The following is a 25,759-nucleotide window of genomic DNA, read 5'->3' on the forward strand; positions in this document are numbered from 1 at the left end:
AAAACTCTGTAGGGAGTTGAAAATCATGGCCCCAAGCGCCATGAGCCGTCAGGCAGATTGGACCACGTCTCTCTCCGAAGCACAGCCGGTCCCGTACTGGCTCGAAGACCCCGGCAAGCCGCACGCCGAGCCCGCGCTGACCGGCGCCGAGACCTGCGACCTGCTCGTCGTCGGCGGCGGATACAGCGGACTGTGGACCGCGCTCAACGCCAAGGAGCGCGACCCCGGGCGCGACGTGGTCCTGCTGGAGGGCCGTGAGGTGGGCTGGGCCGCCTCCGGCCGCAACGGAGGCTTCTGTGCCGCCTCCCTGACCCACGGACTGGCCAACGGGCTGGCCCGCTGGCCGGACGAGATCCACCGGCTGGAGGAGCTGGGCCGGCGCAACCTCGACGAGATCGAGGCCGCGGTCGCCCGGCACGGCATCGACTGCGAGTTCGAGCGCACCGGCGAGATCGACGTGGCCACCGAGCCCTACCAGGCCCGGGAGCTGCGCGACTGGCACCGGGAGCTGGAGGGCAAGGGCCTCGCGGACGGCATCGAGTTCCTGGACGCCGACGCGCTGCGCGCGCAGGTCGACTCGCCCACCTTCGAGGCCGGCCTGTGGGACCGGCGGGGCGTGGCCATGGTCAACCCGGCCAAGCTCGCCTGGGGCCTCAAGCGGGCCTGCCTCGACCTGGGTGTGCGGGTGTACGAGCACACGCCCGCCCTCGAACTGAAGGCGTACGGCGCCGGCATGGCCGTCCGCACCCCGTACGGCTCGGTCCGGGCCCGGCGGGTCGCGCTCGGCACCAACATCTTCCCGAACCTGGTCAAGCGGGTCCGCGCCTACACGGTCCCGGTCTACGACTACGCGCTGATGACCGAGCCGCTCACCGCCGAGCAGCTCGGCGCGATCGGCTGGAAGAACCGGCAGGGCCTCGGCGACTCGGCCAACCAGTTCCACTACTTCCGGCTGTCCTCGGACAACCGGATCCTGTGGGGCGGCTACGACGCCATCCACCACTACGGCGGCCGGGTGCGCGCCGAGTACGACGACCGCCCGGAGACCTACGCCAAGCTCGCGGGGCACTTCTTCACCTGCTTCCCGCAGCTCGAAGGGGTCCGCTTCACGCACGCCTGGGGCGGCGCGATCGACACCTGCTCCCGGTTCTCGGCGTTCTTCGGCACCGCGCACCAGGGAAAGGTGGCGTACGCGGCCGGGTACACCGGCCTCGGTGTCGGCGCGACCCGGTTCGGCGCCGACGTGATGCTGGACCTGCTGGCGGGCGAGGAGACCGAGCGCACCCGGCTGGAGATGGTCCGCAAGAAGCCGCTGCCGTTCCCGCCGGAGCCCTTCGCCTGGACCGGCATCGCGCTCACCAAGTGGTCGCTGGCCCGCGCCGACGCCCACGGCGGCCGGCGCAACCTGTGGCTCAGGGCGATGGACCGGGTGGGCCTCGGCTTCGACAGCTGACCCGCCCGCGCCCCATGTGATCCACGTCACTCCAACAAGGTGACGAAACCCGCGTAATGCCCCCGGAGGACCTCCCTCTCTCCTCGTGACGCGAAGCCCGCGTCGACGAGTGGGACTGGGAGGTCTTCTGATGACTGGGGCGAAGACGGCGGTCGAGTGGCTGGTATCGGTCGCACCCGATCCCGAGGCGTGCCGGTGGGAATGGGAGCGCAGCCCCCTGGGGATCGCGCTGCTGCCCGCGGGCCGGGCCTGGGACGTGCTGATCCTGCCGGGCGAACTCGGCTACCCGACCCTGGACGTGCTCACCCGCGTCCTCGACCAGCCAGGACCCGTCCTGGTCGACTTCGGGGACAACCGGGTGGGCTTCTTCGTGCCGCCCGGCACGGCCGCCCGGTGGCTCGGCACCGGGATCCGCACGGCGGGTGCCGGCACCTGGATCGTCGTGCCGTATCCCGGCCGGTCGACCCAGGGGGTGCGGTGGCTGGTGGTGCCGGACGGGTCGGGGACGCTGACGGATCCGGCGCTGCTGGAGCTGGCGATGCACGAGGCCGCCGCCGGACTGGCCGGTGACTAGGCGCCGTTGCGGTGCGGCCGTCGGTCGGGCGCGGGTGGGTCGTGGCTGGTCGCGCCCACGCGGCGGAGCCGCGCATGTCGCAGCCCCGCGCCCCTGAAGGGGCGCTGTCGTGCGGGCGGCACCCAGGGGCCGCACCTCTTGACAACTGAATTGGTCTGGACCAAATTGAGCGCGGCTTCGACTCCTCCAATTCCCCCATCCACGGAGGCTCTTGTGGTTCGCGCGAGACCTGTCCTCGGCATGCTCACGGCCCTGTTGCTGGCCGTACCCGGTATCACCGCGCTCTCGTCGGCCGCCCGTGCGGCCGACGCGGACCTCGCCCGCAACGGTGGCTTCGAGTCCGGCCTGGACAACTGGAGTTGTACGGCCGGAACCACCGTCACCTCACCCGTGCACGGCGGCACCCACGCGCTGCAGGCGACCCCGGCCGGCAGCGACAACGCCCAGTGCACGCAGACGGTGACCGTCCAGCCCGGCGCGCAGTACACCCTGTCCGGCTACGTCCGCGGCTCCTACGTCTACCTCGGCGCCGGCGGCACCGGCACCACCGACGTCTCCACCTGGACCCAGTCCGCCCCCGACTGGCAGAAGCTCACCACGACCTTCACCACCGGCGCCTCGACCACCAAGGTCACCCTCTACACCCACGGCTGGTACGGCACCGGCGCCTACTACGCCGACGACATCTCCCTCGTCGGCCCCGGCGGCAGCACGGGCCAGCCGCCCGCCGCGCCGACCGGGCTGAAGACCGGCACGATCACCTCCTCCAGCGTCGCCCTGTCCTGGACGGCCGTCACGGGCGCCACGAGCTACGCGGTCTACCGCAACGGGACCAAGGTCCAGACGGCCACCGGGACCTCGGCCACCGTGGCCGGGCTGACCCCGTCGACGGCGTACGGCTTCCAGGTCACCGCCGTGAACGACGCCGGGGAGTCCGCGAAGTCCGCCACCGTCACGGCCACCACCACCGCCGGCTCCTCCGGCGGCTCCGGCGACCTGCCCACCCACGCGCTGGTCGGCTACCTGCACGCCTCCTTCGCCAACGGCTCCGGCTACACCCGGGTCGCCGACGTCCCCGACAGCTGGGACGTCATCGACCTGGCCTTCGGCGAGCCGACCTCGGCGACCTCCGGGGACATCCGCTTCAACCGCTGCCCGGTCACCGAGTGCCCGAACGTCGAGTCCGACGCCGACTTCAAGGCCGCGATCAAGGCCAAGCAGGCGGCCGGTAAAAAGGTGCTGATCTCCATCGGCGGCGCCAACGGCCAGGTCCAGCTGACCACCACCGCGGCCCGGGACACCTTCGTCTCCTCGGTCTCGAACATCATCGACACCTACGGTCTTGACGGCCTCGACGTCGACTTCGAGGGCCACTCGCTGTCCCTGAACGCGAACGACACGGACTTCAAGAACCCGACCACCCCGGTCGTCGTGAACCTGATCTCTGCGCTGAAGACCCTGAAGGCCAAGTACGGCTCCAAGTTCGTGCTCTCCATGGCGCCCGAGACCTTCTTCGTCCAGATGGGCTACCAGTTCTACGGAACCGGCAAGTTCGGCGGCCAGGACCCGCGCTGCGGGGCCTACCTCCCGGTCATCTACGCCCTGCGCGACGACCTCACGCTGCTGCACGTCCAGGACTACAACTCGGGCCCGATCATGGGCCTCGACAACCAGTACCACTCCATGGGCGGCGCCGACTTCCACATCGCCATGACCGACATGCTGCTCACCGGCTTCCCGGTGGCGGGCGACGCGAACAACGTCTTCCCGCCGCTGCGCCCGGACCAGATCGCGATCGGCATGCCCGCCTCGGTCAACGCCGGCAACGGCTACGTGGCCCCGGCCGAGGTCACCAAGACCCTGGACTGCCTCACCAGGAAGACGAACTGCGGCACGTACACGACCCACGGCACCTGGCCGTCGCTGCGCGGCCTGATGACCTGGTCGGTCAACTGGGACCGGTTCTCGAACTGGGAGTTCCAGAAGACCTTCGACGCGTACTTCGGCTGAGCACCAGGCGCAGCGACGTCAGCAGGGCGGTGGCCAGGCACCAGCTGGCCACCACGTCCAGCGGCCAGTGGTAGCCGCGCCTGACCAGCCCGAAGGAGACGGCGAGGACCACGACCGCGCAGCCGGCGACCACGCCGCGGCGGGCGGCGCGCGAGCGGAGCCAGGGAAGGAGGAGCAGGGTCGCGGAGCCGTACGCGATCGCCGCCGTCGCCGTGTGACCCGAGGGGAAGTAGCCGACCGCCGGGGGCACCGCCGGGGTCCCCGGACGGGCGGTCCAGTCCTTGAGCGGCACGACGATCGCCGGGACCAGGGCCATCAGGACGGCCGCCGCCGCGGGCGGCAGCCACCACCGGTCTGTACCGGTGGCACGGCCGCGGTGGACGGCGTAGCCGATGACGATCACCAGGACCGGCACCGCCACCTGGACGTTCCCGAGGTCGGAGAGCAGTTCGGAGAACCGGTCCGGGTGGACGACGGCGCGGCTCAGACGGGCGTCCAGACGGAGCAGCGGGCCATGGGCCACGACCTGCCAGGTGATCAGCGCGAAGAGGAGGGCCGGGAACGCCACGAGCCCGAGGAGTTGCGCGAGCGGGAAGCCGAAGAAGGAGGTCGGCCGCCCCGGAACAGGGGGGGTGGTTCCGGAGCGGCCGTCCGGATCGGAACGCCGCGCGCCCCGGGGGGTTTGGGGCGGGCGACCGTCCGATCGGTGAGGAGATCCGGAGCCAGCGGCACCGGTTGTGTGCGCGAGGGCACGACCAGGTCGAAGCTGGGGAGGCCCCGGCCTGAAATCGCCCACAGTCCCCTGTGGGCGGGGTGTATCTCTCATCTGGTGAAAACCTACGGCAGACTCCGGTGCGGCGACAGGCGGAATCGCATCCCGACATCCACCTCGCACACGTTCTTCACACGGCCTGACGAGCGCCGCCCCCCGCCTCACGCGACTCGCCGGGCGGGAGGGGAGGGGCAGCCGTGACGCACGGGTCCGGCAGCCCGCGGACGGGCCGCGCGGAACCGGCGGTCAGATCCGGGCGAAGGCCTGCTCGATGATGTCGAGGCCCTCGTTGAGCAGGTCCTCGCCGATGACCAGCGGCGGCAGGAAGCGCAGCACGTTGCCGTAGGTGCCACAGGTCAGGACCAGCAGGCCCTCCTGGTGGCAGGCCTTGGCGAGGGCGGCGGTCGCCTCCGGGTTCGGCTCCTTGGTCGTACGGTCCTTGACCAGCTCGATGGCGATCATCGCGCCGCGGCCCCGGACGTCGCCGATGACGTCGAACTTCTCGGCCATGGCGGACAGCCGCGACTTCATGACCGCCTCGATGGCCTTCGCCTTGGCGTTGAGGTCCAGCTCCTTCATGGTCTCGATGGCGCCGAGCGCACCGGCGCAGGCCACCGGGTTGCCGCCGTAGGTGCCGCCGAGGCCGCCGGAGTGCGCGGCGTCCATGATCTCGGCGCGGCCCGTCACGGCGGCCAGCGGCAGACCGCCGGCGATGCCCTTGGCGGTCGTGATCAGGTCCGGGACGATCCCCTCGTCCTCGCACGCGAACCACTGGCCCGTACGGCAGAACCCGGACTGGATCTCGTCGGCGACGAACACGATCCCGTTGTCCTTGGCGAACTGGCTGATCGCCGGCAGGAAGCCCTTGGCGGGCTCGATGAAGCCGCCCTCGCCGAGCACCGGCTCGATGATGATCGCGGCCACGTTCTCCGCGCCGATCTGCTTGCTGATCATGTCGATGGCCTGGGCGGAGGCCTCGGCACCGGCGTTCTCGGGACCGGTGAGCCAGCGGTAGCCGTAGGCCACCGGCACCCGGTACACCTCGGGCGCGAACGGCCCGAAGCCGTGCTTGTACGGCATGTTCTTCGCGGTCAGCGCCATGGTCAGGTTGGTCCGGCCGTGGTAGCCGTGGTCGAAGACGACGACGGCCTGCCGCTTGGTGTAGGCGCGGGCGATCTTCACCGCGTTCTCGACGGCCTCGGCGCCGCTGTTGAACAGCGCGGACTTCTTCGCGTGGTCGCCCGGGGTCAGCTCGGCCAGCGCCTCGGCGACGGCGACGTACCCCTCGTACGGCGTGACCATGAAACAGGTGTGGGTGAAGTCGGCCAGCTGCGCGGCGGCCCGGCGTACGACGGCCTCGGCGGAGGCGCCCACGCTGGTCACGGCGATACCGGAACCGAAGTCGATCAGACGGTTGCCGTCGACGTCCTCGATGATGCCGCCGCCCGCGCGGGCGGTGAACACCGGCAGCACGGAACCGACGCCCTGCGCGACCGCAGCGGTGCGGCGGGCCTGCAGCTCCTGCGACTTGGGGCCGGGGATGGCGGTGACGACGCGGCGCTCCTGCGGAAGTGCGGTCATGGGGGCTCCCTGATCAATCGTGCGTTCCGGGGCGCCGTGCGAGTCCGGCGGCCCCGGGGCGGTTCCGGCGGTGCGTATCCGGACGCTTTCCTTCTTTCTTCGCAGGCTAGGGCCGGTCATGAGAGGTGGGCATGCTCCATGTGGGTGTTGTCGGGGGGCTGCCTTGTCCGTGGTGGACATAGTCCGCCGGGCGGCACCCCGAACCGGCCGGCCGATCCCCGGCCGCGTAAGCGGTGAACTCCCGTGGGGAGGGCGTTAGATTGACTCGCTGACGGTGGACGGAACGGCTGGTCAGGGGGAAAGGGCGATGGACAGCGACGGGACGCGGGACACGCGGGGCACGCACGCGAATCCTGTGCCGCGTCCGGCGGGGCCACAGGACGTGCGCGCGGTGCCGCCGCGGCCGAGCCTGCCCCCGGGGACGCCTGACCTGCCGCCGGGGGCGCCGCCGAGGCCCGACGGCTCGGCCTTCGTGAGCTGGCTGCGGGCGCCGAGGCCGGAGGCCGCGCCCGGCGTGTGGCGGTTCCGGTACACCCCGAGGCCCGCGGAGGAGCCCGAGCGGATCCCGGCCCGGCAGCTGCTGAGCGGCGCGCTGATCGCGTTCCTGGTCGGCTGGCTGCTCTGGTCGCTGCTGTGGAACGGCTATCTCGGCGGCTGGTGGGTGGTGCCCCTGGAGCTGTTCACCCCGGACTCCTGGCGGCACTCCGACAACCGCGTCGGCAACGCCTTCCTCTGGTACGGCTACTACACCCTCATCGCCGTGGCGATCATGCTCGTGGTCGGCCGGCTCGGCCGCTGGGGCGAGGTCTGGCGCCGCTGGGGCCCGCGCGCCTGGACGCAGGCCGTCGGCGCCCCCGCCCAGGAACGCGCCCCGGCCCCCGAGCAGGACCCCGCCCAGTGGCCGCAGCTGCGGGCCGCCGGGGCTCCGGAGGCCGCCGACCGGCTGGCCGCCGAGGCGCAGGCCGGGCTGATGCGGGACGTGGACCAGGCCCGGATCGCCCGCGCCTGGCAGGGCGTGCGCAGCGGCCGGCACAGCATGGCCTCGTTCGCCGCCGCCGTGGTCAAGGACGGCGCCGCCGCCTGCCCGCACCCCTCCGGCGAACGCGACCTGCCCGCCCGGCACGCCCGGCACGACCTGGTCACCGGCCAGGTACGGCTCGGCACGACCGCCGACGACCCGCGCAACCCCTACCTCTACCGCGGCACCGGCCTCGCCCTGGGCCCCGAGCTGCTCGGCACCTCGCTGCTCGCCGTCGGCCCGGCCGGCTCCGGCAAGACCGGTTCGCTGGTGCGCCCGCTCGCCGAGTCGCTGTGCCTGCACGCGCTCGCCGGCCGTGCCTCCGTCGTCGTGGTCGGCGCGGCCGGCGCCGGACTCGGACCCGCCGACTCCTACGACGTCGTCGTCCGCATCGCCCACCCCGAGTCCGTCTACGACCTCGACCTGTACGGCGGCACCACCGACCCGGACGAGGCCGCCGCCATACTCGCCGAGGCGCTCGTCGGCGACCTCGCCGACCCGCACCCCGGCAGCGACAGCCGCCGCTCCACCACCGTCCTCGCCCAGCTGCTCGGCCCCTTCCGGGCCGTCCACGGCCGCTTCCCCTCCGTCCCCGAACTCCGCCGCCTCCTGGACGGCGCGCCCGGCCCGGTGGCCGCGCTCCGCAAGGGCCTCACGGCCACCGGGCACGAGTCGATGCTGCGGGAACTGGACGCCCGGGAACGCCAGATGGGCCATCCGGGAGACGTGGGCTCGGTCCTGGCCGACCGCATCGCCCTGCTCGACCGGCCCGCCTTCGCCGGGTTCTTCGACACCTCGGGCCAGTCCCGTCCCTTCTCCCTCAAGGCCCTCGACCACCCGGTCCGGGTCCGCATCGACCTGCCCGAGCGCGGCCACGCGGACGCCTCCCGGATCCTGGCCCGGCTGGTGCTCGCCCAGTTCACGGCGAGCGTGACCGTACGGGAGGACCGCTCGCTCTTCGCCTGCCTGCTCCTGGACGACGCCACGGGCGTGGTGACACCGGAGGCGGTGCGCGCCGTCCAGCGGCTGCGGTCGGCCAACGCCGGCGTGGCGCTGACCCTGCGCACCCTGGACGACGTGCCCCGCCCGCTGCGCGGACCGCTGCTGGGCGCCGCCGGCTGCCGGATGGCCTTCGCCGGGCTGACCCCCTGGGACGGCCAGGACTTCGCCGAGGTCTGGGGCAAGGAGTGGACCGAGGCCCGGGACGTCACCGACCGCCAGATCATCGCGGAGACCCCGGCGGGCAAGGCGCTGCACGTCGTGCGGCAGGTCATCACGGGCAAGGCGCCCACCGCCCGCGCGGTCACCGTCCGCCAGGTGGAGCGCGAGCGCTGGTCGGCCTCCGAACTCGCCCACGGCGTACCGGCGGGCCACGCGGTCCTCTCGCTGACGACCGTCAAGGGCGAGCACGCGCCGCCGCTGCTGGTGGACCTCAGGGGCGGTGCCGGCCGGGTTTGAACGAGGCGTCCCACGTGACCGTACAGTGAGGCAGAATCGAGAGAGGCCGTTCATACGAGACGGCCAAAGGCCACTGCCCCTGTGCACGTCTCCACCGCACGTCTCCACGTGTTCGCCGACCGAAGAGAAGACCTGACGGCCCGATGCCACCCACGCTCGCCTCGCTCGTCCACCATTCCGCGCTCAAGCTGACCGTGCGCGCGGGCGAGGACCGCCTCGACGTGCCCGTGCGCTGGGCCCATGTCAGCGAACTCGCCGACCCGGTGCCGTACATGGAGGGCGGCGAACTCCTCCTGATCACCGCGCTGAAGCTGGACGCGGAGGACCCGCAGGCGATGCGCCGGTATGTGAAACGCCTGGTGGGAGCGGGCGTGGTGGGCCTCGGCTTCGCCATCGGGGTCAACTACGACGAGATCCCCGAGGCGCTGGTCGGCGCGGCCGAGCGGGAAGGCCTGCCCCTGCTGGAGGTGCCTCGCCGCACCCCGTTCCTCGCCATCAGCAAGGCCGTCTCGGCGGCGATCGCGGCCGACCAGTACCGGGCGGTGACGGCGGGTTTCGCCGCCCAGCGCGAACTGACCCGGCAGGCCCTGAACGCCGGGCCCGAGGGCCTGCTGGCCGCGCTCGCCGCCCAGGTCGACGGCTGGGCGGCGCTGTACGACGCCTCGGGCGCGGTCGTGGCCACCGCGCCGGAGTGGGCGGGCCGCCGGGCGGCCCGGCTGACGGCCGAGGTGGAACGGCTGCGGGAGCGCCCGGCGCCGGCCTCCTCGGTGGTGGGCGGCCCGGACAACGAGGACCGGGTGGAACTGCACTCGCTGGGCACCGGCCGCAGGCCCCGGGCGGCCCTCGCGGTCGGCACCGCCGCCGCCCTCGGCACCGCCGAGCGGTACGCCGTGCACTCGGCCATCGCCCTGCTCACGCTGACGACGGAACGCTCCCGGTCGCTGCACGCGGCCGAGCAGCGGGTGGGCGCGGCCGTGCTGCGCATGCTGCTCGCCGGACAGCCCGACCACGCCCGGGGCGTCGCCGGGGACCTGTACGGCGGACTGCTCGACGCGCCGTTCCGGATGATCGTCGCCGACGCGGGCGGCGAACTGCTCACCGGTCTCGCGGAGGCCGTCGAGTCGGCCGCGGCGCGGGCGGGCGAGCCGGTCCTGGTGGTGCCGGAGGGGGAGCGGCTGGTGGTGCTGGCCGCGGACGGCGGGGCGGCGGCCGCCGCGTGCGTGGACCACGCGGCCGCGCGCGAGGCCGCACGGGCCGTACCGGACCAGGACGGCGCAGGGGACGACGACCTGATCGTGGGCATGTCCGCGCCGTCCGGCCCGATCGGCGCGCCGGCCGCCTACAAACAGGCCGAACAGGCGCTGTCGGTCGCCAGGCGGCGGGGCCGGGTGCTGGTCGAGCACGACCAGCTGGCGGCCGGTTCGGTGCTCCCGCTGCTCGCCGACGACGCGGTCAAGGCGTTCGCGGACGGCCTGCTGCGGGCGCTGTACGAGCACGACGCGACGGGCCGCGGCGACCTGGTGGCCTCCCTGCGGGCCTGGCTCTCCCGGCACGGCCAGTGGGACGCGGCCGCCGCCGATCTGGGCGTGCACCGGCATACGCTGAGGTACCGGATGCGCAGGGTCGAGGAGATCCTGGGCCGTTCCCTGGACGACCCGGACGCCCGGATGGAGCTGTGGCTGGCGCTCAAGGCGACGTCGGCGGACTGACCGGCGCCGCGGGCCCTCGCCGGCCGCGCGGAACACCGTCCGCGCGCCCCTGACAAAGAGGCGCGCCGCCCCTCTCCACCACTACACCCCGGACAAGCGCCGCTTCTGCCTCCCGCGCCTACGGTGGACCACGCAAGCCAAGAACATCCCCACACGCGGAAGGGCCGGGACTCTCATGACCGCCACCCACGCCTTCTGGCTCGCCGGCCGTCAGGCCACCGGCGAGGACACCTTCGACGTCACCAGCCCGTGGGACGGGCACCTCGTCGGCAAGGTCAGTGTCCCCACCGACGCCCAGGTCGAGGAAGCCGTCGCCGCCGCGTACGCCGTGCGGGACGAGTTCGCCGCCACCCCGGCCCACATACGCGCCGCCGCCCTCGACCACGTCAGCCGGCGTCTGGCCGAGCGCACCGAGGAGATAGCCCGGCTGATCTCCGCCGAGAACGGCAAGCCGATGAAGTGGGCGCGCGGCGAGGTCGGCCGTGCCGTCTCCGTGTTCCGCTTCGCCGCCGAGGAGGCCCGCCGCTTCAACGGCGGCGAGGCCCAGCGGCTCGACACCGACCTCGGCGGCCAGGGCCGGCTCGCGCTGACCCGCCGGTTCCCGAAGGGCGTCGTCCTCGGCATCGCACCCTTCAACTTCCCGCTCAACCTGTGCGCCCACAAGATCGCCCCGGCCATCGCCGCCGGCGCGCCGATCATCCTCAAGCCGGCGCCCGCCACCCCGCTGTCCGGCCTGATCATCGGCGACCTCCTCGCCGAGACCGAGGGCCTGCCCGCCGGCTCCTGGTCGATCCTCACGGTCGCGAACGACAAGATGGCCGGCCTCGTCCAGGACGAGCGCCTCCCGGTCATCTCGTTCACCGGTTCCGAGAAGGTCGGCTACTCGATCATGGACTCGGTGCCGCGCAAGCACTGCACGCTGGAGCTGGGCGGCAACGGCGCGGCCGTCGTCCTCGGCGACTGGGCGAGCGACGCGGACCTCGACTGGGCCGCCACCCGCATCGCCACCTTCTCCAACTACCAGGGCGGCCAGTCCTGCATCTCCGTGCAGCGGGTCATCGCCGACGCGTCCGTCTACGACCGGCTGCTGCCGCGTATCGTCGCCGCCGTGGAGGCCCAGGTCACCGGTGACCCCGCCGACGACAGGACCGACGTCGGCCCGCTGGTCAGCGAGGCCGCCGCGGAGCGCGTCGAGGCGTGGGTGAAGGAGGCCGTCGAGGCCGGCGCCACCCTGGTCACCGGCGGCGACCGCGACGGCGCGAGCTTCGCGCCGACCGTCCTCACCGAGGTCCCCGCGGACACCACGGTCTCCTGCGAGGAGGTCTTCGGACCCGTCCTCACCGTGCAGAAGGTGTACGGCGAGGCCGAGGCGTTCGCCGCCGCCGACGACTCCAAGTACGGCCTCCAGGCGGGTGTCTTCACCCACGACCTGCAGACCGCCTTCCGGGCCCACCGCGCCCTGGAGGTCGGCGGAGTCGTCATCGGCGACGTCCCCTCCTACCGCGCCGACCAGATGCCGTACGGCGGCGCCAAGCAGTCCGGTGTCGGCCGCGAGGGCGTCCGGTTCGCGATGGACGACTACACCTACGAGCGAGTCCTGGTCCTCACCGGCCTCGCCCTCTGACCTGCCACGGACAGGACACCACGGCCGGAGCCCGCTGTGCGGGGGCTCCGGCCGTCGTGTGTCCGTCAGGCCGTTCCGGTCCGGCCGCCGGGCGTCACCTCAGGTGCCGTACGAAGAAGCGGGCCGCCGCGTCCCCGGCGAACTGCGGGACACCGGTGTGGCCGCCCATGTTGGCGTGCAGCGTCTTCTCCTTCGAGCCGAAGGCGTCGAAGAGGTCCAGTGCGGCCTGCCGGTCGTTGCCCTCGTCGTCCCACTGCAGCAGGACGTGCAGCGGGACGGTGACCCGGCGGGCCTCCTCGAACATGGCGCGGGGCACGAAACTCCCCGCGAACAGGACGGCGGCCGCGATGCGCGGCTCGGCCACCGCGAGCCGGGTCCCGATGGAGATCACCCCGCCCGAGTAGCCGACCGGGCCGCCGATCCCGGGCAGGGCGAGGAGGGCGTCCAGGGCGGCCTGCCACTCCGGGACCGCCCGGTCGACCAGCGGGAGGACCAGCCGGTCCACGATCTCGCCGCCGACCGGTTCGCCGGCCGCGAGCGCCCGGCGCATGTCGGCGCGGGCCTCCTCCACGGCGGGGATGCGGGGCCGGTCACCGCTTCCGGGGAGTTCGACGGTGGCCGAGGCGAAGCCGTCCGCCGCGGCGGACCGGGCCCGGCCCTCCAGCCGGGGGCGCATGCGCTGCAGTCCGCCGGGGTGGCCGAGCAGGATCAGCGGCACCGGTCCGGACACGGATCCCGGTGTCCACAGGACGCCCGGGGCGTCGCCGAGGGTGAAGGTGTGTTCGATGACGCCGTCGTCGAGGCGTCGCTCCGAGGTGAGTTGCATGGTCGTGCCTTTCGGGAATGCGCTGGAACGGCGCTCCCGGACGACCTATCGCCCGACCGTGACCCCGGAGGGGAGCACCCATGTCGTCAGTGTGTTCACGGGTACCACCTCCTGGTTCTCTCGCACGGCCGTCAGGAAAGTAGCAGGGGCCGCCGTGGTCCGCCAACGGGTTTTCGCCGGCCCCGTGCGCTCATGCCCGGTCCACCCGCGCGCGCAGCGCGTTGTACCCGGCGAAGGCGGTGTCGACGTCCGCGCGGGTGAGGCCGTAGCGGGCCAGGTCGTAGCTGTGGACGCGGGTGCCGCGGGGACGGGCGGCGACGGCGGGGAGGCGGGCCGCGTCGGCGTCGGTCCAGCGGGCGCCGACCGCCGCGTAGAGCTTCGGGGCGCCCGCGGCCGGGTCGGAGCCCAGCCAGGAGTACGGCACGTCCACCAGCGCCTCGCCGGGGATGCGCGCACGGGCGGCCAGGCCGCGGGCGGCCGAGCGGCTGAGCAGGTCGAGCCAGGTGGCGCCGATCCAGTGCGGGTCGAGGGGGCGGGTGCCGACCGCCATGCCGTGTTCGACCAGGCTGCAGAACGAGGCCACGGCGGTGGCCGGATCGCGGTGCGTCCACACGATCGTGGCGTCCGGGAACACGGTTCGCAGCGCGTCCAGGTGCTCCAGGTGCAGCGGGGACTTCAGCACCCAGCGGCGGCGCGGGCGGCCGTACTGGAGCACCTGGTAGATCTGCTTGAGGTAGCGGTAGTCGGCCGTGAAGTCATGGCGCTCGTGCCAGGGCAGGTACTCCGGGATCATCGCCTGGGACAGCGGCATCACGGTGTGCGGCAGCGCGAACGTGCACTCCTCGGGACCCTCCGGGCGCAGGTTGTGGATGTGCCGGAAGCCAGGGGCGAAGAGGTTGATCCCGCCGACCAGGCGGCGGGCGGACGCGACGGCCTTCTCCCGTTCCGCGGCGCCGCGTTCGAGGTCCGGGGTGAGCAACTCCCACAGCAGCGGGCAGCGGTGGTCCGCGGAGAGCGACAGCACGCCGTGCGTGAGCGTGGTGGCGGTGCGCGGCAGGCCCACCACGAACACCGGCCGCTCGACGGGCTCCCGCTCGATCTCGGGATGTTCCGCGCACAGCCGGCGCACCCGGGCCCGGTTGGCGAGGTGGCGGCCGACGTGGCCGCGCGCCGAGAGCCAGCCGACCGGGGTGAGGTGCCGGGCACCGGACCAACATCGCAGCAGATGACGGAACCCGTCGGTGAACGCCTCGTCGTCCGCGGCCGGCCCCGCAGCGTCGAGCAGCCGCGCAAAGGCCCGGTCCGGAGCGCGGCGGGCGCGCAAGGCGGGGGCGAGCAGCAGATTGGCGAGGGTGAGGGGGAGCGGCGCGGAGGACACGGCGGCGGGGCCCTTCGTCGGGGGGACGGGGAAGGAGCTACGTACTTCCCCGGCCGACCGCCCTGCCACACGGTCGAGTTGAGACAATCACCGAGGGGTGCCCGCGGCTGGCAACGGCTGCTCGGCGACCGGCAGTTCCGCTCCGTCGCGCAGGAACAGCGGGATGCGCTCCAGCGGCGCGTCCACCGTCACCGCCGCGCCGCCCTCGTACGGCTCGCCGGTCCACGCGTCCGTCCACCGGGCGCCCGCCGGCAGGTACGCCGTCCGGTCCGTCGCGCCCGCCGCCAGCACCGGCGCCGGACAGGGCCGTGTTGAGGCCGGCCGCGATCTGCCGGCCCAGGCCGAGCGGTTGAGGGTGAGGACCTCCTCGCGGGGGTAGCTGTTGCCGACCTCCGGTCCCGGGCCCGTCCAGTAGCGCAGGTTCTCCTGGAAGCCGGGCTTCAGCTCGGGCTCGCATGCGTCCAGCCGGAACGCCGTGATGCCGTAGGGGTCGAGGTAGTTCTCCTTCACCGCCGACGCCACCTCCTTGTCCGGCCAGCCGGCGTGCGCGGCCGGTCCGTACCGGGTGCCGATGCCGGCCCGGGGCCCGTGCTCGCCCGTACCGTCAGCTCGGGGGCGATCAGGACGACGTCGTCACCGCCGTGGCCGTCCAGCTTCGCGACCAGGCACTCGACGGCGTGGCGGCCCATCTCCTGGGCGGGGACGGCGACCGACGTCAGCCGCACCGAGGCCTGGACGGCGACCTGGTCCGGGCAGATCGCGACCACCGACACGTTCTGCACGACGAAGCCCGTGGTGCCCGGGCGTTCGTCGAAGATCCGGGCCAGGGGGACGGCCATCGCGTCGTACCCGCCCTCGCACGGCCGGTGCAGCACCCGAAGGCCCAGCTCCCGGGCCCGGGAGCAAAGTCCGTCGAGGGTGCGCTCGGCGAAGCCGGTGTGCCGTGCTCGCCGAGACTCCGGCGTGCTGGGCGACCTCGGTGAGGCCGTCGAAGCGCTTCGACGCGCGGCGGGCCGCGGATCCCCGTCCGGACGGTCTCCCCGGAGCGCGCCGCGACGCGACACGGCGGTGTGCCCCGGCGGACCCGGGTGACCCGATCGGACCGCGAGGACTGGTGGGGGCGGCCCGTTTCAGGTACCAACGATCCAGTAGCACTGGTCGGTAACGAACGGTCCTCAAACAACCCCTTTCGTGGCGAGGTGAGCCTCAATGTCCGCCCCCACCACCAAGAAACCCACCGTCACCGAGCGGGAGGCCCGTCAGGTGGCGGAGGCCGCCCGGGAACAGGACTGGCGCAAGCCCAGCTTCGCCAAGGAACTGTTCCTCGGACGCTTCCGGCTCGACCTCATCCACCCGCACCCGCTCCCCGCCGACGAGGACGTGCGCCGCGGCGAGGAATTCCTGGCCCGCCTCCACGAGTTCTGCGAGACGAGCATCGACTCGGCCCGCATCGAGCGCGAGGCCCGCATCCCCGACGAGGTCGTCGCCGGCCTCAAGGAGATCGGCGCCCTCGGCATGAAGATCGACACCAAGTACGGCGGCCTCGGCCTCACCCAGGTCTACTACAACCGGGCCCTGTCCCTGGCCGGCTCCGCCAACCCGGCGGTCGGCGCGCTGCTCTCCGCCCACCAGTCGATCGGCGTGCCCCAGCCGCTGAAGATCTTCGGCACCCAGGAGCAGAAGGACGCCTTCCTGCCCCGCTGCGCCCGCACCGACATCTCCGCGTTCCTGCTCACCGAGCCGGACGTCGGTTCGGACCCGGCCCGCCTGGCCACCACCGCCGTACGCGACGGGGACGACTACGTCCTCGACGGGGTCAAGCTGTGGACCACCAACGGCGTGGTCGCCGACCTGCTCGTGGTCATGGCCCGCGTCCCCAAGTCGCCGGAGGGCAAGGGCGGCATCACGGCCTTCGTCGTCGAGGCCGACTCGCCCGGCATCACCGTCGAGCACCGCAACGCCTTCATGGGCCTGCGCGGCATCGAGAACGGCGTCACCCGCTTCCACCAGGTCCGGGTCCCGGCCGCCAACCGCATCGGCCCCGAGGGCGCGGGCCTCAAGATCGCCCTCACCACGCTCAACACCGGCCGCCTCTCGCTGCCCGCGATGTGCGTGGGCGCCGGCAAGTGGTGTCTGAAGATCGCCCGCGAGTGGTCGGCCGTGCGGGAGCAGTGGGGCAAGCCGGTCGCGCTGCACGAGGCGGTCGGCTCCAAGATCAGCTTCATCGCGGCGACCACGTTCGCCATGGAGGCGGTCGTCGACCTGTCCTCCCAGATGGCCGACGAGAACCGCAACGACATCCGGATCGAGGCCGCCCTCGCCAAGCTCTACGGCTCCGAGATGGGCTGCCTGATGGCGGACGAGCTGGTCCAGATCCGCGGCGGCCGCGGCTTCGAGACGGCGGAATCCCTCGCGGCCCGCGGCGAACGCGCCGTCCCCGCCGAGCAGCTCCTGCGCGACCTGCGCATCAACCGCATCTTCGAGGGCTCCACGGAGATCATGCACCTGCTGATCGCGCGCGAGGCCGTCGACGCCCACCTCTCGGTCGCGGGCGACCTCATCGACCCCGACAAGTCCCTCCAGGACAAGGCCAGGGCGGGCGCGAACGCGGGCGTCTTCTACGCCAAGTGGCTGCCGAAGCTGGTCGCGGGGCCGGGCCAGGTCCCCACGTCGTACGGCGACTTCAAGCATGGCGTGGACCTCTCCCCGCACCTGCGCTACGTCGAGCGGCACTCCCGCAAGCTCGCCCGGTCCACCTTCTACGCCATGTCCCGCTGGCAGGGCCGGATGGAGACCAAGCAGGGCTTCCTGGGCCGGATCGTGGACATCGGCGCCGAACTGTTCGCGATGAGCGCGGCCTGCGTGCGCGCCGAACTGCTGCGCCGCCAGGGCGACCACGGCCGCGAGGCCTACCAGCTCGCCGACGCGTTCTGCCGGCAGTCCCGGATCCGCGTCGACGAGCTGTTCGGCCGCCTGTGGTCGAACACCGACGACCTGGACCGCAAGGTCGTCAAGGGCGTGCTCGGCGGCTCCTACGAGTGGCTGGAGCGGGGCATCGTGGACCCGTCGGACGACGGCCCGTGGATCGCCGACGCGACCCCCGGACCGTCCCGGCAGGAGAACGCCCGCCGCCCCTTCGAGTAGGTCAGCAGTACTTGTCGCTCGGATCCCGCGTCGTCCAGGAGCAGGAGTCGACCTTGCTGCCGCTCGCCCTGGTCAGGGTCGCCGTGTCGCTCGTGTTGTTCCACACGTAGGCGCCACGGTTCTGGAACTTGTCCGACGCGGTGTCCGAGCCCCGGCCGGTGTGCACCTTCATCGTCTTGTGGGCGCCGATCTTGACGTTCTTGAAGACGTAGCGGTGGTTGGAGGTGTCCTTCAGGACCCAGCCCTTGAGCGAGACGGCCGTGCCGCCGGTGTTCTTGATCTGCACCCACTCGGCGTTCAGGCTCGCGTTGGAGCGGGTGTCCTTGCCCGGACTGTCGAACCACACGTGGTAGACGGTCACGCCGCCGGCGGCCTGCGCCGGGGTGCTGAGCAGGGTGCCGGTGAGCAGCGCGGCGCCCGCGAGCGCGGGCGCGGCGGCGCGTATGCGCGTAATACGCATGGAGAGATCCCCCCAGGATGTCTTCCGGTCGGGCCGACCCCCTGTCGGCCCGGAAGAAGTGTTATCACACGACCTTCACGTGAACCTCACAAAGGGAATTCCGCTCCATAGGGCGGCAAGAACTGCTAAGGCACCCGCATGAGGGACGCGCTGTCCTCCGGGCCCCCGGATGCGGCCACAATGGGGGGATGACCGACAGTCCTGCCAGTCCGGCCCCCCTCGCCGACCCGCACCTCGTCTACGACCCGCTCGCGGGCGACGGCCCCAAGGACGTGGTGATCCTCGGCTCCACCGGATCCATCGGCACCCAGGCCATCGACCTCGTGCTGCGCAACCCCGGCCGCTTCCGGGTCACCGCCCTCTCGGCCAACGGCGGCCGGGTCGCCCTCCTCGCCGAGCAGGCGCACCGCCTGCGGGTGCGGACCGTCGCGGTCGCCCGCGAGGACGTCGTACCGGCACTGCGCGAGGCCCTGGCCGCGCAGTACGGCCCCGGCGAGCCGCTTCCCGAGATCCTCGCCGGACCGCAGGCCGCCACCGCCGTGGCCGCCTCGGACTGCCACACGGTCCTCAACGGCATCACCGGCTCCATCGGCCTCGCGCCCACCCTCGCCGCCCTGGAGGCGGGCCGCACCCTCGCGCTCGCCAACAAGGAGTCGCTGATCGTCGGCGGCCCGCTGGTCAAGGCGCTGGCCAAGCCCGGCCAGATCATCCCGGTCGACTCCGAGCACGCGGCGCTCTTCCAGGCGCTGGCCTCGGGAACCCGCGCGGACGTCCGCAAGCTGGTCGTCACGGCGTCCGGAGGCCCCTTCCGGGGCCGCACCAGGGCCGACCTCGCCACGGTGACCGTCGAGGAGGCGCTCGCCCACCCCACCTGGGCGATGGGGCCGGTGATCACGATCAACTCCGCCACGCTGGTCAACAAGGGACTGGAGGTCATCGAGGCGCACCTCCTCTACGACATTCCCTTCGACCGGATTGAGGTGGTCGTGCATCCGCAGTCGTATGTCCACTCGATGGTCGAGTTCACGGACGGATCCACGATCGCGCAGGCGACTCCCCCCGACATGCGGGGGCCGATCGCCATCGGTCTCGGCTGGCCCGAACGGGTGCCGGACGCCGCCCCCGCCTTCGACTGGAGCAAGGCCTCCACCTGGGAGTTCTTCCCGCTGGACAACGAGGCCTTCCCCTCCGTGAACCTCGCCCGGCGCGTCGGTGAGCTCGCGGGCACCGCCCCGGCGGTGTTCAATGCCGCCAACGAGGAATGCGTCGAGGCGTTCCGGAGCGGTCTGCTGCCCTTCGACGGGATCATGGAAACCGTCACCCGGATCGTCGAGGAACACGGCACGCCTCGTACGGGAACTTCGCTCACCGTGCCGGACGTACTCGAAGCGGAGACCTGGGCACGGGCCCGGGCCCGGGAACTGACCGCACAGACGGCGACCGCGGAGGCGCGTGCATGACAGCCCTGATGATGATCCTCGGCATAGTCGTCTTCGTGGTCGGCCTGTTGGTCTCGATCGCCTGGCACGAGCTGGGGCATCTGTCCACCGCCAAGCTCTTCGGCATCCGCGTCCCGCAGTACATGGTCGGCTTCGGCCCGACCATCTGGTCGCGGCGCAAGGGCGAGACCGAGTACGGCTTCAAGGCCATCCCGGCCGGCGGCTACATCCGCATGATCGGCATGTTCCCGCCCGGCGCCGACGGCCGTATCACCGCGCGCTCCACCTCGCCCTGGCGCAGCATGATCGAGGACGCGCGCTCGGCCGCCTTCGAGGAGCTGCAGCCCGGCGACGAGTCCCGCCTCTTCTACACGCGCGCCCCCTGGAAGCGCGTGATCGTGATGTTCGCGGGCCCCTTCATGAACCTGATCCTGGCGGTCGCCCTCTTCCTCACGGTCCTCATGGGCTTCGGCATCAGCCAGCAGACCACCACCGTCAGCTCCGTCTCCCAGTGCGTGATCGCCCAGAGCGAGAACCGCGACAGCTGCAAGAAGACCGACGCGGCCTCCCCGGCCGCCGCCGCGGGCCTGAAGGCCGGCGACAAGATCGTCTCCTTCGGCGGGACGCCGACCACCAGCTGGAACCAGCTCTCCGACCTGATCCGCGCCACCCCCGGCAAGGACGTCGCGATCGTCGTCGACCGCAAGGGCCAGGACGTCACCCTGCACGCGAGGATCGCCAGCAACCAGGTCGCCAAGAAGGACTCCAGCGGCCAGATCGTCCAGGGCCAGTACGTCACCGCCGGCTTCCTCGGCTTCAGCGCCGCCACCGGCGTCGTCCGCCAGGACCTCGGCCAGTCGGTGACCTGGATGGGCGACCGGCTCGGCGAGGCCGTCGACTCCATCGCCGGCCTGCCCGGCAAGATCCCGGCCCTGTGGGACGCGGCCTTCGACGGCGCACCCCGCCAGCCGGACTCCCCGATGGGCGTGGTCGGCGCGGCCCGGGTCGGCGGCGAGATCTTCACGCTCGACATCCCGCCCACCCAGCAGCTGGCCATGGCCCTGATGCTGGTGGCCGGCTTCAACCTCTCCCTGTTCCTCTTCAACATGCTCCCGCTGCTCCCCCTGGACGGCGGCCACATCGCGGGCGCCCTGTGGGAGTCGCTGCGCCGCAACCTGGCCAGGGTCCTGCGCCGTCCGGACCCCGGCCCCTTCGACGTGGCGAAGCTGATGCCGGTGGCCTACGTGGTCGCGGGCGTCTTCATCTGCTTCACGCTGCTCGTCCTGGTGGCCGACGTGGTTAACCCGGTCAAAATCTCCTAGCCACACGGCGTTCGAAGCGGCCCGGAACGACGTGTTCCGGGTCGCTTCCATCGAGTGGGTTTAGCGGTAGGGGATGTGCTCGCGCCGGTACCGGTGCCGTAATCTCGGAGTCTGGAACCCGCTTTCGACGGGACCTGGACCTAGATCCACGACTTGGGGTTGCACAGCAGATGACTGCGATTTCTCTCGGCATGCCGTCCGTTCCGACCAAGCTCGCCGAGCGCCGGAAGAGCCGGCAGATCCAGGTCGGCTCCGTGGCTGTCGGCGGAGACGCCCCGGTCTCGGTCCAGTCGATGACCACGACCCGCACGTCGGACATCGGCGCGACCCTCCAGCAGATCGCCGAGCTGACCGCCTCCGGCTGCCAGATCGTCCGCGTCGCCTGCCCCACCCAGGACGACGCCGACGCCCTCGCCACCATCGCGCGCAAGTCCCAGCTCCCGGTGATCGCGGACATCCACTTCCAGCCGAAGTACGTCTTCGCGGCCATCGAGGCCGGCTGCGCCGCGGTCCGCGTCAACCCCGGCAACATCAAGCAGTTCGACGACAAGGTCAAGGAGATCGCGGCGGCCGCCAAGGACCACGGCACCCCGATCCGGATCGGCGTCAACGCGGGCTCGCTGGACCGCCGGCTGCTCCAGAAGTACGGCAAGGCGACCCCCGAGGCCCTGGTCGAGTCGGCCCTGTGGGAGGCGTCCCTCTTCGAGGAGCACGACTTCCGGGACATCAAGATCTCCGTCAAGCACAACGACCCGGTCGTGATGATCGAGGCGTACCGGCAGCTCGCCGCCCAGTGCGACTACCCGCTGCACCTCGGCGTCACCGAGGCCGGCCCCGCCTTCCAGGGCACCATCAAGTCGGCCGTCGCCTTCGGCGCGCTGCTCTCCCAGGGCATCGGCGACACCATCCGGGTCTCCCTGTCGGCCCCTCCGGTCGAGGAGGTCAAGGTCGGCAACCAGATCCTGGAGTCCCTCAACCTCAAGCAGCGCGGCCTGGAGATCGTCTCCTGCCCGTCCTGCGGCCGTGCCCAGGTCGACGTCTACAAGCTGGCCGAGGAGGTCACGGCGGGCCTGACCGGCATGGAGGTCCCGCTGCGCGTCGCCGTCATGGGCTGCGTCGTGAACGGTCCGGGCGAGGCCCGCGAGGCCGACCTCGGCGTCGCCTCCGGCAACGGCAAGGGCCAGATCTTCGTCAAGGGCGAGGTCATCAAGACCGTCCCCGAGTCCAAGATCGTGGAGACCCTCATCGAGGAGGCCATGAAGCTGGCCGAGCAGATGGAGGCGGACGGCGTGGCGTCGGGCGAGCCGTCGATCTCGGTGGCGGGCTGAAGCAGCCCCCGGCCGGCGGGGGAGGGTTCTCCGCCCCGCCGACCCGAAGGGGGGCGCGGGCAACCGCGCGTGCGGCCACGGACCGGCCGCACGCGCCGACGTACAGGCCCTCCCCGGTCCATGGGCGTCCCAAAGCGGAGGCGCGAAAGACGGCGGGGCCCTTGTGACGGGAACTCGGCCGACGACGGCGGCCGAGCGGGCTGTCACCCACACGGGGCGGCACCGCCAAGCTTCCGCAGGTACAGTGCGGAGATCAGCAGAACCCCTCAGCGTGAGGCCCCGCACGTGTTGACGCAGACCACCTCCCGAGTGCTCGAACCGAGCGACCTGGACGCCGCGCTCGCCGTACTCGGCCGCGAGCCGGTCACGAACGCCTTCGTGACCTCACGCGTCCAGGTGGCCGGCCTCGATCCCTGGCGCCTCGGCGGCGAGATGTGGGGCTGGTACGAGGACGGAATGCTCACGTCCCTCTGCTACGCGGGCGCCAACCTGGTCCCGATCTGCGCCACTCCGCGCGCGATCCGCGCCTTCGCCGACCGCGCGCGCCGGGCCGGCCGCCGCTGCTCCTCGATCGTCGGCCCCAGCGAGGCCACCGCCCAGCTGTGGCGCCTGCTCGAACCGCACTGGGGCCCGGCCCGCGAGGTCCGCGCCCACCAGCCCCTGATGGTCACCGAGGGGATGCCCGCCGACATCGCCCCGGATCCGTACGTCCGCCGCATCCGCAAGGACGAGATGGAGGCGATCATGCCGGCGTGCGTGGCGATGTTCACCGAAGAGGTGGGCGTCTCCCCGCTGGCCGGCGACGGCGGTCTCCTCTACCAGGCGCGGGTCGCCGAACTGGTCGGCTCCGGCCGCTCGTTCGCCCGGCTCGACGAGCACGGCAGGGTCGTCTTCAAGGCGGAGATCGGCGCGGCGACGGCCGAGGCCTGCCAGATCCAGGGCGTGTGGGTGGCCCCGGAGTACCGGGGCATGGGGCTGGCGGCCCCCGGCATGGCGGCGGTGCTGCGCTACGCGCTGGCCGACGTGGCGCCGGTGGTCAGCCTGTACGTCAACGACTTCAACACCGCGGCGCGCAGGACGTATCTGAGGGTGGGCTTCAGGGAAGTCGGCGCGTTCATGAGCGTGCTGTTCTGACGGTTCACCCGCCACGGGCGACGGGGCGCGGACCGTGCCCTGCCTGTACCCTCCCCCCATGGACCTCGTGATCGGCCCCCTGGACCTCTCCGCCCACGTGGACGAGGCCCTGGCGGTCCAGGCGATCGCCTTCGGCCTTGGCCCCGACGAGGTAGCCGTACGCCGCCAGATCGTCGTCCGCCACATGCAGTACCCCGGCGCCAGGGCACTCGGCGCGACCGCCGACGGCCTGCTCGTCGGCTTCGTCTACGGCATGCCGAACAGCCGCACCCACTGGTGGTCCACCGTCGTCGAGCCCTATCTGCGCGCCGAGGGCCACGCCGGCTGGCTCGACGACTCCTTCGTGATCACCGAGCTGCACGTGCACCCGCACCACCAGAACCGCGGCGTCGGCCGCCGGCTGATCACCACGATCACGGACGCCGCCGCCGAGCCCCGCTCCATCCTCTCCGCCATCGACACCGACAGCCCGGCCCGCGGCCTCTACCACTCGCTCGGCTACGCCGACCTGGCCCGCCAGGTCCACTTCCCGAGCGCGCCCAAGCCGTACGCCGTGATGGGCGCCCCGCTGCCGCTGCGGCGCGCCGGGAGCGGACGCCGTTAACGGATTTCCACCGGCCCGGCAGGCCCGGCTAACCTCCTAGCCATCACCCTTTCCCGGCAGGAGTACGAGAACCATGGCGAACGCACCGGTCCAACGCATGTCCCAGTTGATGGCGAAGACGCTGCGTGACGACCCGGCGGACGCCGAGGTCCTCAGCCACAAGCTCCTCGTCCGCGCCGGCTACGTCCGCCGCACCGCGGCCGGCATCTGGTCCTGGCTGCCCCTCGGTCTGAAGGTGCTGTCCAACGTCGAGCGGGTCGTCCGCGAGGAGATGGACGCGATCGGCGCCCAGGAGGTGCTGCTGCCGGCCCTCCTGCCCCGGGAGCCGTACGAGGCGACCGGCCGCTGGGAGGAGTACGGCGCCGAGCTGTTCCGCCTCCAGGACCGCAGGGGCGGCGACTACCTGCTCGGCCCCACCCACGAGGAGATCTTCACCCTGCTGGTGAAGGACCAGGCGTCCTCGTACAAGGACCTGCCGGTCATCCTCTACCAGATCCAGAGCAAGTACCGGGACGAGGCCCGTCCGCGGGCCGGGATCCTGCGCGGCCGCGAGTTCCTGATGAAGGACTCCTACTCCTTCGACCTCGACGACGAGGGCCTGGCCCACTCCTACGCCCTGCACCGGGCGGCCTACCAGCGGATCTTCGAGCGCCTCGGTCTGGACTACCGCATCTGCGCGGCCACCGCCGGCGCCATGGGCGGCTCGAAGTCGGAGGAGTTCCTGGCCCCGGCCGAGGCCGGCGAGGACACCTTCGCCGACTGCCCGAACTGCGACTTCGCGGCCAACACCGAGGCGATCACCTACGAGCTGAAGCCGGTGGACGGGTCCGGCGTGCCCGCGCTGGAGGAGATCCCGACCCCGGACACCCCGACCATCGAGACCCTGGCCGCCCACCTCGGCGTGCCGGCCTCCGCCACCCTGAAGAACCTGCTGGTCAAGGTCGACGGCGAGATCGTGGCCGTCGGCGTTCCCGGTGACCGCGAGGTCGACATGGACAAGGTCGAGGCGCACTTCGCACCGGCCGCCGTCGAACTGGTCACCGAGACCGACTTCGCCGGCCGTCCCGACCTGGTGCGCGGGTACGTCGGCCCGCAGGGCCTCGGCGAGAAGGTGAAGTACATCGCCGACCCGCGCGTGGCTCCCGGCACCGCCTGGATCACCGGCGCCAACAAGGCGGACACGCACGCCAGGAACGTGGTGTCCGGGCGTGACTTCGAGGTGGACGAGTTCGTCGACGTCGTGGTCGTGCAGGACGGCGACCCCTGCCCGAAGTGCGGCACCGGCCTGAAGCTGGACCGCGCCATCGAGATCGGCCACATCTTCCAGCTGGGCCGCAAGTACGCCGACGCGCTCAAGCTGGACGTCCTCGGCCAGCACGGCAAGCCGGTCCGCGTCACCATGGGCTCCTACGGCATCGGCGTCTCCCGCGCGGTCGCCGCCCTCGCCGAGCAGACCGCCGACGAGCGCGGCCTGGTCTGGTCCCGCGAGGTCGCCCCGGCCGACGTGCACGTGGTGGCCGCGGGCAAGGCGCTGCAGACCGAACTCGCCCTGGACGTCTCGGAGAAGCTGCGCGCCGCCGGGCTGCGCGTCCTGGTCGACGACCGGGCCGGCGTCTCCCCGGGCGTGAAGTTCGCGGACGCCGACCTGATCGGCGTGCCGCAGATCCTGATCGCGGGCCGCCGCTCCGGCGAAGGCGTCATGGAGCTCAAGGACCGCAAGTCCGGCGAGCGCGAGGAGCTGACGGTGGATGAGGCGATCGCCCGCCTGACCGCCCACTGAGCTTGGACTCCCGCCGCGGGGGGCCCCCGGGGCCCCCCCCCGGCCCCCCCGGCGGGGGGGGGGGCGGGGGGGGCGGGCCCGGGGCCCCCCCGCCCCCCCGGGGCCCCCCCCCGCGGCCCTCGGGGGGCCCCCCCCCCTGGCCCCC

The 25,759-nt window shown here is 72.4% G+C and carries 18 protein-coding genes and 2 pseudogenes; 13 read left to right on the forward strand and 7 right to left on the reverse strand.

What is annotated here, in order from left to right; translation table 11 throughout:
* Nucleotides 1–25 precede the first annotated feature (25 nt).
* The 3 genes from ACIQOE_RS37650 to ACIQOE_RS37660 all read left to right on the forward strand — a co-directional run bounded on the left by ACIQOE_RS37650 (nt 26) and on the right by ACIQOE_RS37660 (nt 4,037).
* Nucleotides 26–1,453 (forward strand): FAD-dependent oxidoreductase, encoded by a 1,428-nt coding sequence (locus tag ACIQOE_RS37650; protein ID WP_351323590.1) that lies wholly within the window; start codon nt 26–28, stop codon nt 1,451–1,453.
* A gap of 130 nt (nt 1,454–1,583) precedes the next feature.
* Nucleotides 1,584–2,027, forward strand: coding sequence for a hypothetical protein (locus ACIQOE_RS37655; RefSeq protein ID WP_351323591.1), 444 nt, complete (start codon nt 1,584–1,586; stop codon nt 2,025–2,027).
* Nucleotides 2,028–2,267: 240 nt separating this feature from the next.
* Entirely contained in the window at nt 2,268–4,037 is a 1,770-nt protein-coding gene (locus ACIQOE_RS37660) for a chitinase (protein ID WP_399012860.1), read from the forward strand.
* Here ACIQOE_RS37660 and ACIQOE_RS37665 read toward each other — a convergent pair.
* On the reverse strand, nt 3,976–4,605 hold the full coding sequence (locus ACIQOE_RS37665) for a phosphatase PAP2 family protein (RefSeq protein ID WP_401416440.1): 630 nt from the start codon (nt 4,603–4,605) through the stop codon (nt 3,976–3,978). The two genes, ACIQOE_RS37660 and ACIQOE_RS37665, sit on opposite strands and share 62 nt — an antisense overlap.
* Nucleotides 4,606–5,055: 450 nt before the next feature.
* A complete protein-coding gene (gene gabT, locus ACIQOE_RS37670; protein WP_351323594.1) occupies nt 5,056–6,390 on the reverse strand; it encodes a 4-aminobutyrate--2-oxoglutarate transaminase in 1,335 nt (444 codons plus the stop codon).
* Nucleotides 6,391–6,697: 307 nt separating this feature from the next.
* Between gabT and ACIQOE_RS37675 the strand changes: the two genes are divergently transcribed.
* The 3 genes from ACIQOE_RS37675 (at nt 6,698) to ACIQOE_RS37685 (ending at nt 12,199) form a co-directional block, all read left to right on the forward strand.
* A complete protein-coding gene (locus ACIQOE_RS37675; RefSeq protein ID WP_401416443.1) occupies nt 6,698–8,866 on the forward strand; it encodes an ATP-binding protein in 2,169 nt (722 codons plus the stop codon).
* Between the two features lie 143 nt (nt 8,867–9,009).
* Nucleotides 9,010–10,575, forward strand: a complete 1,566-nt coding sequence (locus ACIQOE_RS37680; protein ID WP_351323596.1) for a PucR family transcriptional regulator — start codon at nt 9,010–9,012, stop codon at nt 10,573–10,575.
* 175 nt (nt 10,576–10,750) lie between these two features.
* The gene (locus ACIQOE_RS37685; RefSeq protein ID WP_401416446.1) at nt 10,751–12,199 is read left to right on the forward strand and encodes an aldehyde dehydrogenase family protein; all 1,449 of its coding nucleotides are present in this window, start codon (nt 10,751–10,753) and stop codon (nt 12,197–12,199) included.
* Between the two features lie 94 nt (nt 12,200–12,293).
* Here ACIQOE_RS37685 and ACIQOE_RS37690 read toward each other — a convergent pair whose 3' ends face one another.
* The 4 genes and pseudogenes from ACIQOE_RS37690 to ACIQOE_RS37705 form a co-directional block, all read right to left on the reverse strand.
* Nucleotides 12,294–13,025 carry an alpha/beta hydrolase gene (locus ACIQOE_RS37690; RefSeq protein ID WP_351323598.1) on the reverse strand — a complete coding sequence of 244 codons (732 nt, stop codon included), beginning with the start codon at nt 13,023–13,025 and terminating at the stop codon, nt 12,294–12,296.
* 190 nt (nt 13,026–13,215) lie between these two features.
* A complete protein-coding gene (locus ACIQOE_RS37695) occupies nt 13,216–14,403 on the reverse strand; it encodes a sulfotransferase (protein WP_365558983.1) in 1,188 nt (395 codons plus the stop codon).
* An 87-nt stretch (nt 14,404–14,490) separates the two neighbouring features.
* A pseudogene (locus ACIQOE_RS37700) lies at nt 14,491–14,976 on the reverse strand (hypothetical protein); the annotation flags it as partial.
* A pseudogene (locus tag ACIQOE_RS37705) lies at nt 14,910–15,347 on the reverse strand (substrate-binding domain-containing protein); the annotation flags it as partial. The pseudogenes ACIQOE_RS37700 and ACIQOE_RS37705, both read right to left, overlap by 67 nt.
* 265 nt (nt 15,348–15,612) lie before the next feature.
* Here ACIQOE_RS37705 and ACIQOE_RS37710 point away from each other — a divergent pair.
* The gene (locus ACIQOE_RS37710) at nt 15,613–17,547 is read left to right on the forward strand and encodes an acyl-CoA dehydrogenase family protein (protein ID WP_365574707.1); all 1,935 of its coding nucleotides are present in this window, start codon (nt 15,613–15,615) and stop codon (nt 17,545–17,547) included.
* A 1-nt stretch (nt 17,548) separates the two neighbouring features.
* Here ACIQOE_RS37710 and ACIQOE_RS37715 read toward each other — a convergent pair whose 3' ends face one another.
* Nucleotides 17,549–18,007, reverse strand: a complete 459-nt coding sequence (locus ACIQOE_RS37715) for a lamin tail domain-containing protein (protein ID WP_401416450.1) — start codon at nt 18,005–18,007, stop codon at nt 17,549–17,551.
* Between the two features lie 188 nt (nt 18,008–18,195).
* On the opposite strand from ACIQOE_RS37715, the gene dxr reads away from it, so the two are divergent.
* The 6 genes from dxr to ACIQOE_RS37745 all read left to right on the forward strand — a co-directional run bounded on the left by dxr (nt 18,196) and on the right by ACIQOE_RS37745 (nt 25,614).
* On the forward strand, nt 18,196–19,467 hold the full coding sequence (gene dxr / locus ACIQOE_RS37720) for a 1-deoxy-D-xylulose-5-phosphate reductoisomerase (RefSeq protein ID WP_351323602.1): 1,272 nt from the start codon (nt 18,196–18,198) through the stop codon (nt 19,465–19,467).
* Between the two features lie 8 nt (nt 19,468–19,475).
* Nucleotides 19,476–20,768: a site-2 protease family protein gene (locus ACIQOE_RS37725; RefSeq protein WP_351932358.1), complete on the forward strand. Its 1,293-nt coding sequence runs from the start codon at nt 19,476–19,478 to the stop codon at nt 20,766–20,768.
* Between the two features lie 170 nt (nt 20,769–20,938).
* The gene (gene ispG, locus ACIQOE_RS37730) at nt 20,939–22,096 is read left to right on the forward strand and encodes a flavodoxin-dependent (E)-4-hydroxy-3-methylbut-2-enyl-diphosphate synthase (protein ID WP_351323603.1); all 1,158 of its coding nucleotides are present in this window, start codon (nt 20,939–20,941) and stop codon (nt 22,094–22,096) included.
* Between the two features lie 285 nt (nt 22,097–22,381).
* The gene (locus ACIQOE_RS37735) at nt 22,382–23,230 is read left to right on the forward strand and encodes a GNAT family N-acetyltransferase (protein WP_351323604.1); all 849 of its coding nucleotides are present in this window, start codon (nt 22,382–22,384) and stop codon (nt 23,228–23,230) included.
* A gap of 58 nt (nt 23,231–23,288) precedes the next feature.
* A complete protein-coding gene (locus ACIQOE_RS37740) occupies nt 23,289–23,834 on the forward strand; it encodes a GNAT family N-acetyltransferase (protein WP_365558988.1) in 546 nt (181 codons plus the stop codon).
* 73 nt (nt 23,835–23,907) lie between these two features.
* Nucleotides 23,908–25,614 (forward strand): proline--tRNA ligase, encoded by a 1,707-nt coding sequence (locus ACIQOE_RS37745; protein WP_351323606.1) that lies wholly within the window; start codon nt 23,908–23,910, stop codon nt 25,612–25,614.
* Nucleotides 25,615–25,759: the final 145 nt, after the last annotated feature.

Source organism: Streptomyces sp. NPDC091282, from assembly GCF_044757385.1.
Classification (GTDB): Bacteria; Actinomycetota; Actinomycetes; order Streptomycetales; family Streptomycetaceae; genus Streptomyces; species Streptomyces gramineus.

Excerpts from the sequence above, each read along its gene's own strand:
- ACIQOE_RS37655 (WP_351323591.1), top strand. The coding sequence starts at position 1,584 with ATGACTGGGGCGAAGACGGCGGTCGAGTGGCTGGTATCGGTCGCACCC.
- ACIQOE_RS37745 (WP_351323606.1), top strand. The coding sequence starts at position 23,908 with ATGGCGAACGCACCGGTCCAACGCATGTCCCAGTTGATGGCGAAGACG.
- ispG (WP_351323603.1), top strand. The coding sequence starts at position 20,939 with ATGACTGCGATTTCTCTCGGCATGCCGTCCGTTCCGACCAAGCTCGCC.
- ACIQOE_RS37740 (WP_365558988.1), top strand. The coding sequence starts at position 23,289 with ATGGACCTCGTGATCGGCCCCCTGGACCTCTCCGCCCACGTGGACGAG.
- ACIQOE_RS37660 (WP_399012860.1), top strand. The coding sequence starts at position 2,268 with ATGCTCACGGCCCTGTTGCTGGCCGTACCCGGTATCACCGCGCTCTCG.
- ACIQOE_RS37685 (WP_401416446.1), top strand. The coding sequence starts at position 10,751 with ATGACCGCCACCCACGCCTTCTGGCTCGCCGGCCGTCAGGCCACCGGC.
- gabT (WP_351323594.1), bottom strand. The coding sequence starts at position 6,390 with ATGACCGCACTTCCGCAGGAGCGCCGCGTCGTCACCGCCATCCCCGGC.
- ACIQOE_RS37650 (WP_351323590.1), top strand. The coding sequence starts at position 26 with ATGGCCCCAAGCGCCATGAGCCGTCAGGCAGATTGGACCACGTCTCTC.
- ACIQOE_RS37690 (WP_351323598.1), bottom strand. The coding sequence starts at position 13,025 with ATGCAACTCACCTCGGAGCGACGCCTCGACGACGGCGTCATCGAACAC.
- ACIQOE_RS37680 (WP_351323596.1), top strand. The coding sequence starts at position 9,010 with ATGCCACCCACGCTCGCCTCGCTCGTCCACCATTCCGCGCTCAAGCTG.
- ACIQOE_RS37715 (WP_401416450.1), bottom strand. The coding sequence starts at position 18,007 with ATGCGTATTACGCGCATACGCGCCGCCGCGCCCGCGCTCGCGGGCGCC.
- ACIQOE_RS37725 (WP_351932358.1), top strand. The coding sequence starts at position 19,476 with ATGATGATCCTCGGCATAGTCGTCTTCGTGGTCGGCCTGTTGGTCTCG.
- ACIQOE_RS37675 (WP_401416443.1), top strand. The coding sequence starts at position 6,698 with ATGGACAGCGACGGGACGCGGGACACGCGGGGCACGCACGCGAATCCT.
- dxr (WP_351323602.1), top strand. The coding sequence starts at position 18,196 with ATGACCGACAGTCCTGCCAGTCCGGCCCCCCTCGCCGACCCGCACCTC.
- ACIQOE_RS37710 (WP_365574707.1), top strand. The coding sequence starts at position 15,613 with ATGTCCGCCCCCACCACCAAGAAACCCACCGTCACCGAGCGGGAGGCC.